14 protein-coding genes are annotated in these 15,822 nt (G+C 68.2%); 10 read left to right on the top strand and 4 right to left on the bottom strand.

Annotation, left to right across the window (positions count from 1 at the left end; translation table 11 throughout):
- Positions 1-3: 3 nt before the first annotated feature.
- Both AC6JAC_RS17280 and AC6JAC_RS17285 read left to right on the top strand, forming a co-directional pair.
- The gene (locus AC6JAC_RS17280) at positions 4-882 is read left to right on the top strand and encodes a CPBP family intramembrane glutamic endopeptidase (RefSeq protein ID WP_497965729.1); all 879 of its coding nucleotides are present in this window, start codon (positions 4-6) and stop codon (positions 880-882) included.
- Positions 883-922: 40 nt separating this feature from the next.
- Positions 923-1,537, top strand: a complete 615-nt coding sequence (locus AC6JAC_RS17285) for a hypothetical protein (protein WP_028272118.1) — start codon at positions 923-925, stop codon at positions 1,535-1,537.
- Between the two features lie 21 nt (positions 1,538-1,558).
- On the opposite strand, the gene AC6JAC_RS17290 is transcribed toward AC6JAC_RS17285, so the two are convergent.
- Entirely contained in the window at positions 1,559-2,707 is a 1,149-nt protein-coding gene (locus AC6JAC_RS17290) for an adenosine deaminase (RefSeq protein WP_497965731.1), read from the bottom strand.
- Between the two features lie 48 nt (positions 2,708-2,755).
- Here AC6JAC_RS17290 and AC6JAC_RS17295 point away from each other — a divergent pair, with 48 nt between their 5' ends.
- Both AC6JAC_RS17295 and AC6JAC_RS17300 read left to right on the top strand, forming a co-directional pair.
- On the top strand, positions 2,756-5,326 hold the full coding sequence (locus tag AC6JAC_RS17295; RefSeq protein WP_497965733.1) for an excinuclease ABC subunit UvrA: 2,571 nt from the start codon (positions 2,756-2,758) through the stop codon (positions 5,324-5,326).
- 254 nt (positions 5,327-5,580) lie between these two features.
- Positions 5,581-6,264, top strand: a complete 684-nt coding sequence (locus AC6JAC_RS17300; protein WP_497965735.1) for a transglycosylase family protein — start codon at positions 5,581-5,583, stop codon at positions 6,262-6,264.
- Between the two features lie 98 nt (positions 6,265-6,362).
- Here AC6JAC_RS17300 and AC6JAC_RS17305 read toward each other — a convergent pair whose 3' ends face one another.
- Complete coding sequence (locus AC6JAC_RS17305; protein ID WP_454697768.1) at positions 6,363-6,950, bottom strand: hypothetical protein; 588 nt, start codon at positions 6,948-6,950, stop codon at positions 6,363-6,365.
- Positions 6,951-7,169: 219 nt separating this feature from the next.
- Here AC6JAC_RS17305 and AC6JAC_RS17310 point away from each other — a divergent pair, with 219 nt between their 5' ends.
- From AC6JAC_RS17310 to AC6JAC_RS17330, 5 genes are all read left to right on the top strand, one after another.
- Entirely contained in the window at positions 7,170-8,075 is a 906-nt protein-coding gene (locus AC6JAC_RS17310) for an MSMEG_6728 family protein (RefSeq protein ID WP_497965737.1), read from the top strand.
- 50 nt (positions 8,076-8,125) lie between these two features.
- Positions 8,126-9,031, top strand: a complete 906-nt coding sequence (locus AC6JAC_RS17315; RefSeq protein WP_497965739.1) for an NAD-dependent epimerase/dehydratase family protein — start codon at positions 8,126-8,128, stop codon at positions 9,029-9,031.
- A gap of 61 nt (positions 9,032-9,092) precedes the next feature.
- The gene (locus tag AC6JAC_RS17320) at positions 9,093-9,500 is read left to right on the top strand and encodes a DUF1622 domain-containing protein (protein ID WP_028272111.1); all 408 of its coding nucleotides are present in this window, start codon (positions 9,093-9,095) and stop codon (positions 9,498-9,500) included.
- A 68-nt stretch (positions 9,501-9,568) separates the two neighbouring features.
- Entirely contained in the window at positions 9,569-10,246 is a 678-nt protein-coding gene (locus AC6JAC_RS17325) for a YqjF family protein (RefSeq protein WP_028272110.1), read from the top strand.
- Positions 10,247-10,529: 283 nt separating this feature from the next.
- Positions 10,530-10,874 (top strand): cupin domain-containing protein, encoded by a 345-nt coding sequence (locus tag AC6JAC_RS17330; protein ID WP_028272109.1) that lies wholly within the window; start codon positions 10,530-10,532, stop codon positions 10,872-10,874.
- Positions 10,875-10,908: 34 nt separating this feature from the next.
- On the opposite strand, the gene AC6JAC_RS17335 is transcribed toward AC6JAC_RS17330, so the two are convergent.
- Entirely contained in the window at positions 10,909-12,744 is a 1,836-nt protein-coding gene (locus tag AC6JAC_RS17335) for a gamma-glutamyltransferase family protein (RefSeq protein ID WP_497965741.1), read from the bottom strand.
- Between the two features lie 63 nt (positions 12,745-12,807).
- A complete protein-coding gene (locus tag AC6JAC_RS17340) occupies positions 12,808-15,270 on the bottom strand; it encodes a Tex family protein (protein ID WP_497966856.1) in 2,463 nt (820 codons plus the stop codon).
- A gap of 217 nt (positions 15,271-15,487) precedes the next feature.
- On the opposite strand from AC6JAC_RS17340, the gene AC6JAC_RS17345 reads away from it, so the two are divergent.
- Positions 15,488-15,784, top strand: coding sequence for a hypothetical protein (locus AC6JAC_RS17345; protein ID WP_028272106.1), 297 nt, complete (start codon positions 15,488-15,490; stop codon positions 15,782-15,784).
- Positions 15,785-15,822 lie beyond the last annotated feature (38 nt).

Here is a 15,822-nt window from a genome sequence, read left to right on the forward strand (position 1 = left end):
AGAATGGGACCCACCCGCCCTGAGCGTCCGGAGCCCGTCATGCCGCGCTTCCGCAACTGGTTCCAGCGCCACCGGCTTCTGTTCTTCTTCGGCCTCTCCTATGCAATCTCCTGGTCCTCCTGGCCCGTGTATGCCATGGGGATGATGCCGCGGATGGAATTCCTGCCGGTCGGTCCGCTGGCTGCCGCTGTCATAGTGATCGGCCTTGCTGAGGGCCGTGCCGGTTACCGTATGTGGGGTCGGCGGCTCATCCGCTGGCGGGTGCACTGGGCCTGGTACGCCGTGGCCCTCCTGTTCCCGGCCCTGCTGGTACTGGTCATTGGCTCCCTCAATATCGTCTTCGGCGCCGCGGCACCGGGGCTGTCCCAGTTGACCTGGTCCGGGCTGCTGATGGTTTTCGGGGTGCGCCTGATCAATCCGATGGACGGGCCGCTGGGCGAAGAACCTGGATTCCGCGGCTACGCCGTCCCGCTGCTCCAGGCCGCCCGGACCCCGCTGCTGTCAGCAACGCTGCTCGGGGTGGCGGTGGCCGTCTGGCACCTGCCGTTGATCATCTTCGGCGGCCTGAGCATTATCGGCCTGCCGATAACCTTCGTGATCACCTTCCTCTACGTCTGGCTGTTCAACCGCACCGGCGGGAGCGTGCTGCTGACGCTGCTCTTCCACAACAGCCAGGGCACGTTCACCATGGGCTCGTACGGATTCACGGGGTCCGACCTAACCAGGGCGGAAGTGATCTACCTTGCGGTGGTCACCGCCTCCGTCCTCGGCACCGTTCTGTTGGACCGCCCGGCCTGGCGCACTGCACCCAGGGAAGCGACCGACGTCCGCCCCCTCCCCGTGCGCTCCGGCCGCACCGTCCCCGGGCCGCCGGCGCCATGAGCATCCCGGCGCCGCCACCCCGGCCCTGATTGGAGAAGTCATGTCATCACCACTCGCCTCCGGCGCCGGCCCGATCGCCGTGGCTGCGGGCCTCACCTTCGCGGCCGTCGACGTTTCGCGGCTCCTCGCGGCCGACACCAGCAAGGAACGGATCGCGATGATGCGCGAAACCCCGTTCCAGGTGACCAACGCGCTCTACTTTGTGGTCTTCATCGGGCTGCTCCTGGCGCTGGTTTGCGTCTACCTGAGGGTCCACGCCGAGGCCGGGGCCCTGGGCGCCGTCGCCTTCTGCTTTGCCCTGGTGGGCACCATGGACATGGCGGGCAACATGTGGTTCGACGGTTTCGCCGGCCCGTGGATCGCCGACGTCGCGCCCGGGGCCATCCTGGCCGGCGGGTCGGGAATGCTGGTGATCGGCGGGTTCTCCAGCTACGTCCTTTTTGCCCTTGGCTGGATGGTTTTCGGGATTGCCGGCTGGCGGGCCCGCATGTTCCCGGCCTGGGTGGGTGCGGCCTTCGTTGTGGCCGGCGTCCTGGGCTACAACGCCGGCCTGCCGCCCTACGGAATCCCGATCGGCCTGGCCATGGCGGCACTGGGGTGGTGGATCACCACCCGCAGCGCCCGCAGCCTGGCGGCACCGGCCGCCCGGGCCTAGGGCCCGGGCCTACGCACGGGGTTAGGAGTAACCGAGCTCCGCCAGCAGTTCGGTTTTGCGCTCGTCGTCCGCGAACGAGGACCGGATGGAGTTCGACGCCAGCCGGACCCGGTCAAACTCGGACAGCCCCAGGACGGTCTGCAGCTGCACGAAGTTGTCGTCCACATATCCGCCGAAGTAGGCGGGGTCGTCCGAGTTCACGCTGACGTTCAGTCCCGCGGCCAGCATGGCCGGAAGCGGGTGCTCGGCCAGGGTGTCCACGGCGCGGAGCCGGACGTTGGACAGGGGGCACACGGTCAGCGGCACACGCTCCGCGACAAGGTGTTCCACCAGGTCGGGGTCCTCCATGCAGCGGATGCCGTGGTCGATCCGCTCCACGTCCAGCAGTTCCAGCGCATCGATAATGTACGACGGCGGGCCCTCCTCGCCGGCGTGCGCAATGCGGTGCAGCCCGGCTTCCTTCGCCCGCGCAAACAGCCGTTCGAATTTGGCCGGGGGGTTGCCCACCTCGGCCGAGTCCAGGCCGATTCCGGCGATGGGCGCGTTCATGGCCAGCAGCTGCTCCAGGACTCCGAGGGCCGATTCCTCGGACAGGTCGCGCAGGAACGCGGCGATGAGCAGGGTGGACACGCCGAACTCCGCCAGGGAGTTCGCCAGCACGGAGGCAACCCCGTTGACGCAGGTTTCAAGCGGGATTCCGCGGGATACGTGCGCCTGCGGGTCGATCATGATTTCGGCGTGCCGCACTCCCGCGGCCGCCGCACGTTCCAGGTAGGCGCGGGTCATGTCCGCGAAGTCCTGCTCCGTCTGCAGCACGGCCATGTTGGCGTAGTACAGGTCCAGGAAGGACTGCAGGTCAGTGAACTCGTAACGGGCCCGCAGCTCGTCGAGGTCCGCATACGGCAGCTCGATGCCGTTCCGTTCAGCGAGGGCGAAAATCAGCTCCGGCTCCAGGGTCCCCTCGATGTGGAGGTGCAGCTCCGCCACCGGCAACAGCTTGACGGGTTGCTCGACGACAGGCTGGCCGGCCGCTGCTTCGGTGTCGGCCTGTTCCTCCGCGGGCCGGTCCTTCGCAGCATGTTCCGTGTTGGCCTCTTCAGCAGTGGATAGGGGTGCATCGCCGAGTGCTGGCGCGCCGCCGGGTTCGGGCGCGCCGTCGTAAGTTTCCATCCGGTAAGGATATGCCCGCAGCGCCCCCGCACCGATAGAGTCGAACCAATGCAACACAACAAGCAGGCTTCCAATATGCCCTTCCTGACCCCGGACCACCCCGCGGATGGATTCGTCCGGGTGCGCGGAGCCCGCGAAAACAACCTTCGCAACGTGGATGTGGACGTGCCGCGCGATGCCATCGTGGCGTTCACCGGCGTCTCCGGTTCCGGCAAGTCATCCCTCGCCTTCGGCACCATTTACGCCGAGGCCCAGCGCCGCTACTTCGAGTCCGTGGCCCCGTACGCGCGGCGCCTCATCCAGCAGGGGCACAACCCCAAGGTGGAGCTGATCACCGGGCTGCCTCCCGCCGTCGCGCTTCAACAGCGGCGCGGCACACCGAGCAGCCGTTCCACCGTCGGCACGGTGACCACACTGTCCAACTCGCTGCGCATGCTGTTCTCCCGCGCCGGAACCTACCCGGACGGCGTGGCGCAACTGGATTCGGACGCCTTCTCGCCCAACACCGCTGCAGGCGCCTGCCCTGTGTGCCACGGCCTCGGAGTTGCCCACACAGTCAGCGAATCGTCCCTGGTGCCGGACACCTCCCTGAGCATCGCCGACGGTGCCATCGCCGCCTGGCCCGGCGCGTGGCAGGGCAAGAACCTCCGCGACATCCTCAGCCACCTCGGCTACGACGTCAACATTCCGTGGCGGAAGCTGCCCAGGAAGGAACGCGACTGGATCCTCTTCACCGAGGAGCAGCCGGTAGTGGAGGTGACGCCGAAGCGGGACCGCGTGGCCAAGCCGTACAAGGGCCGTTTCTGGAGCGCCAAAAGCTACGTGCTCCACACCCTGGCCGACTCCAAGAGCGACACCATGCGCCAGCGCGTCCTCAGGTTCATGGAGACAGGTCCATGCGAGCGCTGCAGCGGCAGCGGCCTCACCCCGGAGGCCCTCGCCGTGACCTTTGCGGGCCACACCATCGCCGACCTTAACGCCGTGCCGATGAGTGAACTGGCAGAGCTGATCCGGCCCACCAGCCAGGTCACGGACGCGGGGACAGCCAGCCGTGCTGCGGCATCGGGCGAGACCAATGAAGTGGCGGTGGCCATCACCCGCGACCTCCTGCTGCGGATCACCGTGTTGCTGGAGCTGGGCCTTGGCTACCTCGCCCTGGGCCGGGCGACTCCCACGCTCTCCCCCGGTGAAATGCAGCGCCTGCGGATCGCCACCCAGCTCCGCTCCGGGCTGTTCGGCGTGGTGTACGTGCTGGACGAACCGTCCGCAGGGCTTCACCCCGCGGACGCCGAACCCCTGCAGGCCGTGCTCGAAGCGCTCAAGTCCTCGGGGAATTCGGTGTTCGTGGTGGAACACAACATGGATGTGGTCCGCCGCGCCGACTGGCTGGTGGACGTTGGCCCGCGTGCCGGTGAAGGCGGCGGCGAGATCCTGTACAGCGGGCCCGTGGCCGGGCTCGCGGACGTGGATGCGTCCGTCACGAGGCCGTTCCTGTTCCCGGAGGGCAAAGCCGCAGTCCCCAAATCCACCCGCAGGGAGGCGGACGGCTGGCTGGAGCTGCGCGACATCACCCGCCACAACCTGCGCAGCCTCGACGCGGAGTTCCCGCTGGGCATCCTGACCGCCGTCACAGGCGTGTCCGGCTCCGGCAAGTCGACCCTGGTCAGCCAGGTTCTCGCCGAAGTGGTCGGAGCCCGACTGAAACCCGAAGGCGGTGCCGCCGCGGACACTGCGGACGACTCGGATGCAGGGCTCCCGGGCTCCGCGGACGCCGGGTCCGGCGAGCCGCTTAATATATCCGAAGCAGTGGGCCCGGTCTCCGGGCTGGAACGGGTTGACCGGCTGGTCCGGGTGGACCAGAAACCGATCGGCCGCACCCCGAGGTCCAACCTCGCCACCTACACCGGGCTCTTCGACGCGGTGCGCAAGGAATTCGCCGCCACCGAGCAGGCCCGTGCCCGGGGCTTCGGCGCCGGGCGGTTCTCCTTCAACGTGGCCGGCGGACGCTGCGAGACCTGCCTGGGCGAAGGATTCGTGGCCGTGGAACTCCTGTTCCTTCCGGGCAGCTACGGCCCCTGCCCCGAATGCGCGGGGTCGCGCTACAACCCGGAGACCCTTGAGGTCAGCTACAACGGCAAAAACGTGGCCGAAGTACTGGCCATGACCGTGGACGCCGCGGCGGAATTCCTGGCCGGCGTTCCGGCCGCCGCCCGCAGCCTGCAGACCCTGCGCGACGTTGGCCTGGGCTACCTCCGTCTGGGCCAACCCGCCACCGAACTCTCCGGCGGCGAGGCGCAGCGGATCAAACTGGCCACGGAACTCCAGCGCGCCCGCCGCGGCCACACCCTCTACCTGCTGGACGAGCCCACCACGGGACTCCACCCGGCGGATGTCCAGCTCCTCATGGTGCAGCTGCATGGCCTGGTGGACGCCGGAAATACGGTCATTGTGGTGGAGCACGAAATGGACGTGGTGGCTGCCGCGGACTGGGTCATCGACCTCGGCCCGGCCGGTGGCGATGCCGGAGGGGAGATCGTGGCGTCCGGGACCCCGGCCGCCGTCGCGCGTTCCAGGCAAAGCCGGACGGCGCCGTACCTGGCCACGGCGCTGCAGCACTGACCGGCGCCAGTGCTCACGCCCAGACAGGCAGCCTGCACCCCGGTATCTATTTCGATTTGATAACGGGGCGGCACTGTTTTAGCGTGGAACGTAATCCCGCCAAGCGGGACAACGAATGCCCGGTGCTGCCACCACCAGTTACTGCCCGGCCGGCAGACACCGTAAATGACCTCTAGTTCGTCAGGGGCGGGCAGTGGCGCGACAACGTCCGGGGACGGACCGAGCGCAGGTGGCCCTCAGGAGCATCCACTTTCATGAACACTTCCACTCGCATGAACACGTCCATGGGCAAATCCAAACTGGGGACCGCCGCGCGCCGCGGAGTCACGCTGGCCGCCGTTTCAGCGGCAGGACTCGCATTGTCCGCCACAGCCGCCAACGCGGCCGTGCCCACCGCCACCAGCGGCAGCACCTGGGACGCCCTCGCCCAGTGTGAGAGCGGCGGCAACTGGAGCACCAATACGGGCAACGGTTTCAGTGGTGGCCTGCAGTTCACGGACAGCACGTGGGCGGCCTACGGCGGCACCGGATCGGCGGCAAACGCCACCCGCGAGCAGCAGATCGCCGTCGCCGAAAACGTCCAGGCCAGCCAGGGCTGGGGCGCCTGGCCCGCCTGCGCCGCCAAGCTGGGCCTGAGCGGCGGCGGCGGAGCACCCGCCCCGAGCGTTCCGGTCACTCCGGCGGCGCCCGCCGAAGTCCAGGTCCAGGCCGCGCCGGCGCCCGTCCAGGCCGCGCCCGTCCAGGCCGCGCCCCGGCACGCAGCGCAGGTTCCACTGAGTGGCGAGACCTACACGGTCGAGGCCGGCGACACACTGAGCACCATCGCGGAGAAGCTCAACATCACCGGCGGCTGGCAGACCCTTGCCGACGCCAACACGGACACCATCGTGGATCCCGACCTGGTGCTTGAAGGCCAGGTCCTGCAGCTGCCTGCCTAGCGTTCAAGCAGCACAGCGTTAACAACGACGCCGGAGCCTCCCCTTGGCGGGGAGCTCCGGCGTCGTTGTTTCTTAAGTTGGTTGGTTCCTGCTGCTTTCTAGGCGGCCTGCGTAAATGCCGTCTGCGGCAGTTCGCGGACGATCCGGACTTTCCAGGCAGAGTCGTCGCTGGTGTCCAAGACGGCCACGGTGCCGATGTGCAGGTGCAGGGCAACCCGCTTGGCGGCCAGGAGTTCCAGGTACAGGTGCTCGTTCATGCGCGCCGGCGAATCGATCACGAACTTCACGGCGTCGCGCACCTTGCGGTAGTTGTCGCTGCGTTCCCGGTGCAGGTGCAGTTCCAGCGAGTGCCGCTGGCGGACCTTCGGTTCATGGCTGTTCAGCCACGAAACGGCCGCGTGCACTGCCACCACAACGGTCAGGGACACTGCGTAAATCCACCAGCCGGTGGAGAGGAGGAACAGCGGAAGGTTGGCGATGGCCACCACCGCAATGAACAGGCGGAGGGCAACGATGCGGCGGAGGGTGAGTGCCACAGAACCAAGGGCGGCGCGGAAACCGTGCTGCTCCTTGCGGGCCGCTTCCGGGTCCAGCGTGAATTCATCAAGCACCAGGATGCCGTTGGCTTCCGGGCTCAGCATTTGTCCGAACTTCGGCGTGAACGGAACTGCTTGGGTAAGTGTCATTTCGTATCTTCCGGAGGGTGGCTGAGGGGTGTTTTGATTGCGGTCATCTTAGTCAAATTGTGACCGTGTTGTCTCCGTCGTCTCACCATACGGTCCAGTAGACTACGCCGCACTTCCCGCCAGCCGCTGACAGCCTACCCGGTCAACGGCCGGCGCGGGGGCGGTGCGCCGCCGTCGTCGGCATTTGGTCTGGGACCCCGGCACCTCCACACTTGAAGGATGCAGACTTTCCTTCCCTATCCAGATTTCCAGCAGAGCGCCGCGGTCCTGGACCGCGTCCGGCTCGGCAAGCAGCGTGTCGAGGCGCTGCAAACACTGCGTGCGCTGGTGATCCCGGAGTACGGCTGGCAATCGCACCCGGCCATCCGCATGTGGATGGGCTACGTCCCCGCGCTGACCATGTACGGCCTGGCAATGGCCGACGAGTGGATCGCCCGCGGCGGCGAAGACACCACCCGCGCCAAGATCCTTGAATTCGCGCCGCAGGCGGACCACGCTGCCTACGCGGCCAAGATCCCCATGCCGCCATGGCTCGGCGAGCCGGACGTTCACCTCAGCCACCGCTCCCGGCTGCTGCAGAAGGAACCCCGCTTCTATAGCGAACTGTTCCCCGGAACGCCGGCGGACCTGGAGTATGTCTGGCCCGAACCCCGGCACGAGTTCCTCCCGGAAGATCCTGTAGGCGACCGGCTCTGGATCCTGCGGGCCAACGTGGGCGACACCGACCCTCAAAAGCTGGACGTCGTCAGCCTGCCCGAGGTTGGCCGTGCCGCCAAGGCCGCCGCCCAGGCTGACGACTACGAATTCGTCTACGCGGACGACACCTCCCGCCGCCCCGCCAAGAACCCCAAGAAGCGGCCCCCGAAGCAGCTCGTGAAGAAGCCCACGAAGAAGCGCCAGCAGCAGGAAGAAGCCTTCCGCACGCTGCCCGGCAATACGGCCCTCGCGGTCCCGTTCAATGGCGGCGCCACGTTTGCTCTGGGCAAGGTGCAGGGACGTCCCATTACGGTGGACGGCCGCTTCGCCCGGAACTTCCAGGTCACTGAGGTCGTGGAACGTTCGTCGTTCGACTACCCCGCCCTGCTGCAGGACCCGCGGCTGTTCTTCCCCGTTCCGGCGCCGTAGGCAAGCGTCGGTAGCTAAGCCTTCGGCGCCGCTCTGGCAGACTGGCCGGTATGACTGTTCTTTTGGCCGGTTGCGGCGATCTTGGTACCGAGGCCGGGCTGCGTTTCGCGGCGGCCGGACACCGCGTGGTGGGCTGGCGCCGCTCGCCCGACAAGCTTCCGGCCGCCATCGAGGGTGCCCGGGCTGACCTGACCACACCGCCGCTGCCGCCCATCCCGGCGGACACCACCGCCGTCGTCGTCGCCGTCGCGGCTGACTCCCCCACGGAGGCGGCCTACCGGGCCGCCTACGTGGACGGGCTGTCGAACGTCCTGGACGCACTGGACCTCGACCGGAAGCGCGACGGCGCGGCGTCACCGTCGCGGCTTCGGCGCGTGTTGTTCGTCTCGTCCACCGCCGTGTACGGCGACGCCGGAGGCGGCTGGGTGGATGAACGCACGACGCCGGAACCCGGCGGATTCTCCGGCCGCATCATCCGCGAGGCGGAGGATCTGCTGCGCCAGCGGCTGCTCGGCACCGGAATCTCTCCCGTGGTTCTGCGGCTGGGAGGCATTTACGGGCCGGGGCGGACACGGCTGATCGATCAGGTGCGCTCGGGAACGGCGGCCACAGCGCCGGCGGAACCCCGCTACACCAACCGCATCCACCGGGACGACGCTGCCGCGGCGATCGTGCACCTGTGCACCATGGCCGCCGAGCCCGCTCCCGTCTACCTCGGCGTGGACAACGATCCCGCGGAGCTCGGCGAGGTCCAGCGTTTCCTGGCCGACGAGCTGGGACTGCCGCTGCCGCCGTCGGGCGTTTCGGCTGGTTCCGGCGGGGGCGAGCCTTCCCGGGGCGGGAACAAACGGTGCAGCAACGCACTGCTCCGCAGCACCGGGTTCGAATTTGCGTACCCCACCTTCCGTGAAGGGTACCGGGCCATCCTCGCCGGCGAGGGCGTGAGGCACCCGTGATGCAGCCGCACTTATGTGGTTCCGAATCCCTGATCGTGTCCGAGACCTCGTAGGGGGAACAGTGGATTTCCAGCACATCATCGAATCGGTCGGCAGGTTCATGGACTTTGCCGGCGTCGCCGTCATGGTGATCGGCGCCGTCGTCTCCATCCCCATGGCATTACGCGGCTTCCAGCCGAAGCGCCTGCCGGAAGGCTCCGAACCGCTCTCCGTCTACCGTTCCTACCGGCAGTTGCTGGGCCGCTCCATCCTGCTGGGGCTCGAACTCCTGGTGGCGGCGGACATCATCCGCACGGTGGCCGTGACGCCTACCTTCGAGAGTGTGGGCGTGCTGGCGATCATCGTGCTCATCCGGACCTTCCTGAGCTTCTCTCTGGAGCTCGAAATCACGGGCCGCTGGCCCTGGCAGAAACAGCCCGCGGGTGCTGCGGCCTCCGCAGGCTCGTCGAGCTCATCCACGGACGGCTGAAGCTCTTGTCCGCCGTGGAATTCCGTGACCCCTGGCCGGAGCCGCCGGAGCTGCCCTCTCCCGTGATCATGGACCAGCGGTGGACGGATGCAGTGTTCCTGCACTGGCGCATCCCCGTTGGGGCGGCTGCAGCGTTCATGCCGCCCGGGGTGGTGCCGGACGAATTCGACGGATCAGCGTGGGTGGGGCTGATCGGCTTCCGCATGCAGCAGGCGGGTATCGGCCGAGGCCCGGGGGTGCCGTTCTTCGGGGATTTCAACGAGATCAACGTCCGGCTCTATTCGAGGGAACCTGACGGCACCCGCGGCGTCGTCTTCCTGAGCCTGGACGCGGACCGGCTGGCTGTAGTGCTGGCCGCACGCGCCGCCGGGATTCCCTATGTCTGGTCGCACGCGCGCTTCCGCCGGGGCGGTCCAGAAGACCCGTCAACTGGCTATTCGGTGCGCCGGTACCGCCGCGGGGCGACGAGCGACTTTGCGGTTGTTCCGGCGCTCGACGACGTGGCCGCGGATCCGCTATCCATCCATCTCACAGCGAGATTCGGGCTGCACTCCCGCTTCCGCGGCCGCACGCTGTACATCCCCAATACACACACAGCCTGGCCGCTGTACCGCGCTGAGCTGACGGTGCTTGAGGACGGGCTGATCAGCGCGGCCGGCCTCGAGGTGGCGGGGCCACCCGAGTCCGTGTTGTTCTCCCCCGGCGTCCGGACCCAGTTCGGCAAGCCGCGGGTGCTGCGGGCATAGGGGATGGCCGGGCGGCGGGGGTCGGGGCTGGAGCCTGGGGCCTGGGGCCGCAAGTGTCCGTTCGCGCTTCTCTGCGCGGCGAGTGCTCAGGCAACTTCTGCGGCCTCGCGTACGGCCGAAGTGCCGCGACGAAACACCTACTTCAAAACCCTGCGTTCAGCCTGACGCTGAGCGGCCTGATGGAGCCGGTTGCAGAGGGACCCCCGTTACTTCGGTGTGTCTTAGGGCGCACGCTGGTTTGGACCACCAGCATTAGGTATGGACGCACAAGGATGGGAGCACAATGAGCAACGATCGAGTGGCACCTGAGACGAAAGGCGTCACCGTGGAGGTCCTTGCAACGGTTGACCTTGATGGAGAGATCGACGGCATGGAGGGGCGCCAACTTCGAACGCGTAAGGTGACCATCGATCCCGGCGGAGTCTTCGGCCCGGTTCATGACCACGTGGGCCGGCCCGGCACCGTGTACATCCTGCAGGGCACCATCACCGACCATCGAAACGGGGTCGCCACGGACTACGGGCCGGGAGTGGGATGGCCCGAGGACCGGAACACCACCCACTGGCTCGAGAACAGGGGAACCGTTCCGGCGGTGGAGATTTCGGTGGATATCGTCAGCCGGGGCTGAACCACGGCAGCCGCAGGATCGGCCACCCTGGCGGCTACCGCCCCGCCGCGTAGCCCTGCGCGCCGCGGGGGTTCGCTGCGGCCTGCAGGACTCCCGTCAGTGGATCGCGTACGACGGCGGACAGCCGTCCCAGCGTCCAGTCGCCGGCCCGCGTGATCCGGTGGCCACGGCGTTCCAGGCCCGCAATGACGTCCTCACCCAGCCTGTCCTCGACGACGGCGCCGCCCGGTTCCCAGGTGCGGGGCCAGAACGACCCCGGCATCGACGTCGTATGGAACGTCGGCGCGTCGATGGCCTGTTGCGGGGAGTAGCCCCCGACGATGGTCCTCAGCAGGTACGGCAGCTGCCACTGGTCCTGCTGGTCGCCGCCGGGCGAGCCCAGCGCAGTGACAGCTCTGCCGTTCCGCAGCACCAGGGTCGGCGTCAGCGTGGTGCGCGGCCGCTTCCCGGGCGTGAGCGTCGACGGCGTCCCGGGTTCAAGCCAGGTCATCTGCAACCGCGTTCCCAGGCAGAAACCCAACTCGGGAATCGCCGGGGAGGACTGCAGCCACCCGCCTGACGGAGTCGCCGAAATCATATTTCCCCAGCGGTCCACCACGTCCAGGTGGCAGGTGTCACCGCGTGTCTCGCCGGTGGCGAGCACGGTCGGCTCCCCCACTCCCGGGCCGACACCGTGCCCGCCAACGCGAGTCCCGTCGTCGTCGTTCGCAAGTGCCGGCGGCACGTACTCCGTCCGGAGCGGCGGGGTAAACGGGTCTCGTCCGGGAACCCGGCCGGGCCGGAACTCATGCGACGCACGCTCCGAGATCAACTGCCTGCGCTCCCCGGCGTACTCGGCGGACAGCAGGTAGTCGAGCGGAACCTCAGTGTCGCCGTAGTACGCCTCCCGGTCCGCGAGCGCCAGCTTCTCGGCCTCCAAGATGGTGTGCGCGCCGAGTTCGGTGGACGGGTCGAGGTACTCGTCCGCGAATCCGTCCAGGATCGCGAGGGTCTGCAGCAGCGCCGGCCCTTGGCCCCACGGACCTGTCTTGGCGACGGTGTACCCGCGGAATTCACAAGTCGCAGCGGCCTCGTAGCCTGCCTCGAAGTCCGCCAGGTCACTCAGTGCCATCACGCCCCGATGGTCGGTGCCGGACGAATGCCGGTGCGGGATCTGCACGGACTGCACCATCGCTGCCGCGACGAAACCCGCGCGCCATTCATGGCGTGCGGCGTCGATGCGTGCCTCACGGGCGGGCTCTGCCGCCCCCGCCTCCACCAGCCGTTCAAGGGTCTGCGCGTAGACCGGATTGCGGACCAGTTCCCCTTCAGAAGGGATTCGTCCCCCCGGCATCCACAGTTCGGCCGACGTGGGCCAATGTTCCCGGAACAGTTCGGAAACCGCCGCAATTGTTGCGCCCACTCGTCCCAGCACCGGATGGCCGTCGCGCGCGTAGCCGATCGCGAACTCCAGCACCGCCGGCAGCTCCCAGGTCCCGTGGTCGCGCAGCAGAAGCAGCCAGGCGTCGACGGCGGCAGGCACGGCTGCGGCCAGGGCGCCCGAACCGGGCACCAGTTCCAGGCCCTCCGAACGATAGTGTTCGGGCGTCGCTCCCGCCGGGGCGGGGCCCTGCCCCATCAGGACCACCGGTTTACCCGGTTCCGCAGCGGTGACAAACACCGCGGTCATGTCACCGCCCGGACCGTTCAGGTGCGGCTCTACGACGTGGAGTACAAACGCCCCGGCGGTGGCGGCGTCGAACGCGTTCCCGCCACGTTCCAGCACCGCCTGGGCAGCCGCCGTCGCAAGCCAGTGCGTCGAGGCGGACATCCCGAAGGTACCCTGCAGGGTGGGGCGCGTGGTGAACGGCTCAGGCCGGGTAAAGGTCATGGGGACCACTGTAGCCACGGCCGTCTGCGGTGGGACGGATGAACCGCGACGGCGGATTGCCGGCTACTTGCCCACGCCCGCCTTCCGCAGCGCCTCTGCCATGGCCGTGTTGACTGGCGCGGGCTTTGGCGGCGTCCGCTTGGCGTCGGCGCCGTCTCTCCGGGGCTGGCGGTCGTTGCTCCGCGGCTGGCGGTCGTTGCTCGGCGGACGGGCGTCGTTCCCCTGCCGCGGTTCACTGTTGCCCTGCCGGCCGCCGGCAGCCGCCCGCCCACTGGCAGGTACCGGTTCATCGTCGAGCCTCAGCGTGAGCGAAATGCGCTTCCGCTCCGGATCGGCTTCGAGGACCTTCACCCGCACCACCTGTCCTGACTTCACCACTTCGCGCGGATCGGACACGAAGCGGTTGGCCAGTGCTGACACGTGCACCAGTCCGTCCTGGTGCACCCCGACGTCCACGAACGCCCCGAATGCGGCCACGTTGGTGACAGTTCCCTCCAGGATCATGCCCGGCCGGAGATCGGAGATCTTCTCGATCCCCTCCGAGAACTTTGCCGCAGCGAAGGCCGGCCGCGGGTCCCGGCCCGGCTTTTCCAGTTCGGCCATGATGTCCTGCACCGTGGGCAGTCCGAAGGCGCCTTCCACGAAATCCTGCGCGTTGAGGGAGGCGAGGCTGCCGGTACCTGACCCGCCAAGGGCTGCCTGCCCGGCAGCTGACTTCCCGGTAGCGGACTTCCCGCCGCCGGCGGCCGCCAGGATCTTCCGCGCCACCGGATAAGCTTCCGGGTGCACGCTTGAAGCGTCCAGCGGCTCCGCTCCCCCGGTGATCCGGAGGAACCCGGCGCACTGCTCGAACGCCTTGGCCCCCAGCCGCGGTACCTTCTTCAGATCGCTGCGCTTGGCGAACGGTCCGTGCTCGTTCCGGTACGCCACGATGTTCTCGCTCAGCAGCGGCCCGACGCCGGCCACACGGCTCAGCAGCGCAGGCGACGCCGTGTTGACGTCCACGCCCACGGCATTCACGCAGTCCTCCACCACGGCATCCAGGCTGCGGTCCAGCTTCGCCGCCGTGACGTCGTGCTGGTACTGCCCGACGCCGATCGACTTCGGCTCGATCTTCACCAGCTCGGCCAGCGGATCCTGCAGCCGCCGGGCGATGGAGACCGCCCCGCGCAGGGAGACGTCCATGCCGGGCAGCTCCGCCGCAGCAAGGGCCGACGCCGAATACACCGACGCGCCGGCTTCGGACACCACCAGCTTTTCCGGCCCCGCGGCTCCGGACGCGGACAGCTTCTTGATCAGTTCGAGGGCAAGCTTGTCGGTCTCGCGGGACGCCGTCCCGTTGCCGATCGCCACGAGTTCCACGGCGTGCTGGCGCGCCAGCCGGACCAGCGTGGCCAGGGCTTCGTCCCACTTGCGCGCCGGGGCATGCGGGTAGACCGTGTCGGTGGCCACCACCTTGCCGGTTCCGTCCACCACCGCCACCTTCACGCCGGTGCGCAGCCCCGGGTCCAATCCAAGCGTTGCCCGGTTGCCGGCCGGCGCGGCGAGCAGCACGTCGCGGAGGTTGGCGGCGAAAACCCGCACGGCTTCGTCCTCGGCCGCGGCGAACATCTTTCCCCTCAGGTCGGCCGTCAGCCGGGCCAGCACCCGTGAGCGCCACGCCACCTGCGCGGTCTGCAGCAGCCACTCATCGGCGGGCCGGCCGCGGTCCGCAACCCCGAGGAACCTGGCCACAGCGGATTCATACCGGCCGCGGGCGGCGGCCAGGGCGTCGTCGTCGGACGGCTCCGCCTCCGCGAGATCCAGCTCCAGCACCCCGTCCTTTTCCCCGCGGAGCAACGCCAGGACCCGGTGCGACGGCATCCCCGACGGCGCCTGCGAAAACTCGAAGTAGTCCTTGAACTTCTGCCCCTCGGCCTCCTGGCCCTTCTTCACCCGCGACACCATGCGGCCCTGGGTCCAGAGCCGTTCGCGGAGGGTCGCGGCGAGATCAGGGTCCTGGGCCACCCGCTCAACGAGGATGGCCCGGGCACCCGCCAGCGCTGCTGCGGCGTCCTCGATGGAATGTTCAGGGTTCAAGTACTTGGCGGCCTCGCGCTCCGGGTGCAGTTCCGGGCGCTTGAGAAGGGCATCCGCGAGGGGCTCGAGCCCCGCCTCACGGGCGATCTGGGCCTTGGTCCGCCGCTTGGTTTTGAAGGGAAGGTAGATGTCTTCCAACCGGGATTTGGTGTCGGCGCCGACGACGGCGGCCTGCAGTTCCGGTGTCAGCTTGCCTTGGGCGGCGATCGCTTCCAGGACGGTCCGACGGCGGTCCTCCAGTTCGCGGAGGTACCGGAGCCGCTCCTCGAGGTCGCGGAGCTGGGTGTCGTCCAGCGTCCCGGTGGCTTCCTTGCGGTACCGGGCGATGAAGGGAACGGTCGAGCCGCCGTCGAGCAGTTCCACCGCGGCCTTGACCTGCCAAGCCTTGACCCCCAGCTCACCGGCAATCTGGGCTGCGATGTGCCCGGCAGTAGAGTCGGCAGACATGGTGGCGGCCGGGCTGGCCGGTGTTGTGGCCGGGGAAGGGGACGGGCGCCGCGGGATGTGGTTCACCCAGATCATTTTGCCTTACCGGACCGACACTGTGCCGCTGTGTCCTCTCTGTGCCCTCCCCGCGACAGCCAAAACTGGGGCTATCCACAGGCGAAAAGAAGTGATGTAGTGGCAGTTGGGGGAGCCCGACGATCTACGGAGGCGGTCCACGATGCAGGAGTTGCTCATCATCCTTCAGGGCGGCTTTGAGGAGGACAACGTCACTGTTTTCGTCAACGGCAAGCAGGCCAGGCGTGACACCGAACTTTCCACGAATCCGCTGCTTGGCATCGCCGAAGAGGTCGCGATCGAGGTTCCGGCGCGCGGTGCCACCATCGGCGTCGATGTCACCAGCCGGGGCTTGTCCGGGGGCGTCAAGCTCAGCGGCAGGCCCAAGAGCCTCCTTGTGTCCATCGAGAACGGCAAACTCCTGCTGCGGGAAGGGACCGGCCGCGAGGCGTTCCTGTAGCCGGCGGGATTGGTTACCAACGGGCTTGGTTACCGGGC

The sequence above is a fragment of the Arthrobacter sp. KUASC02 genome, assembly GCF_059739395.1.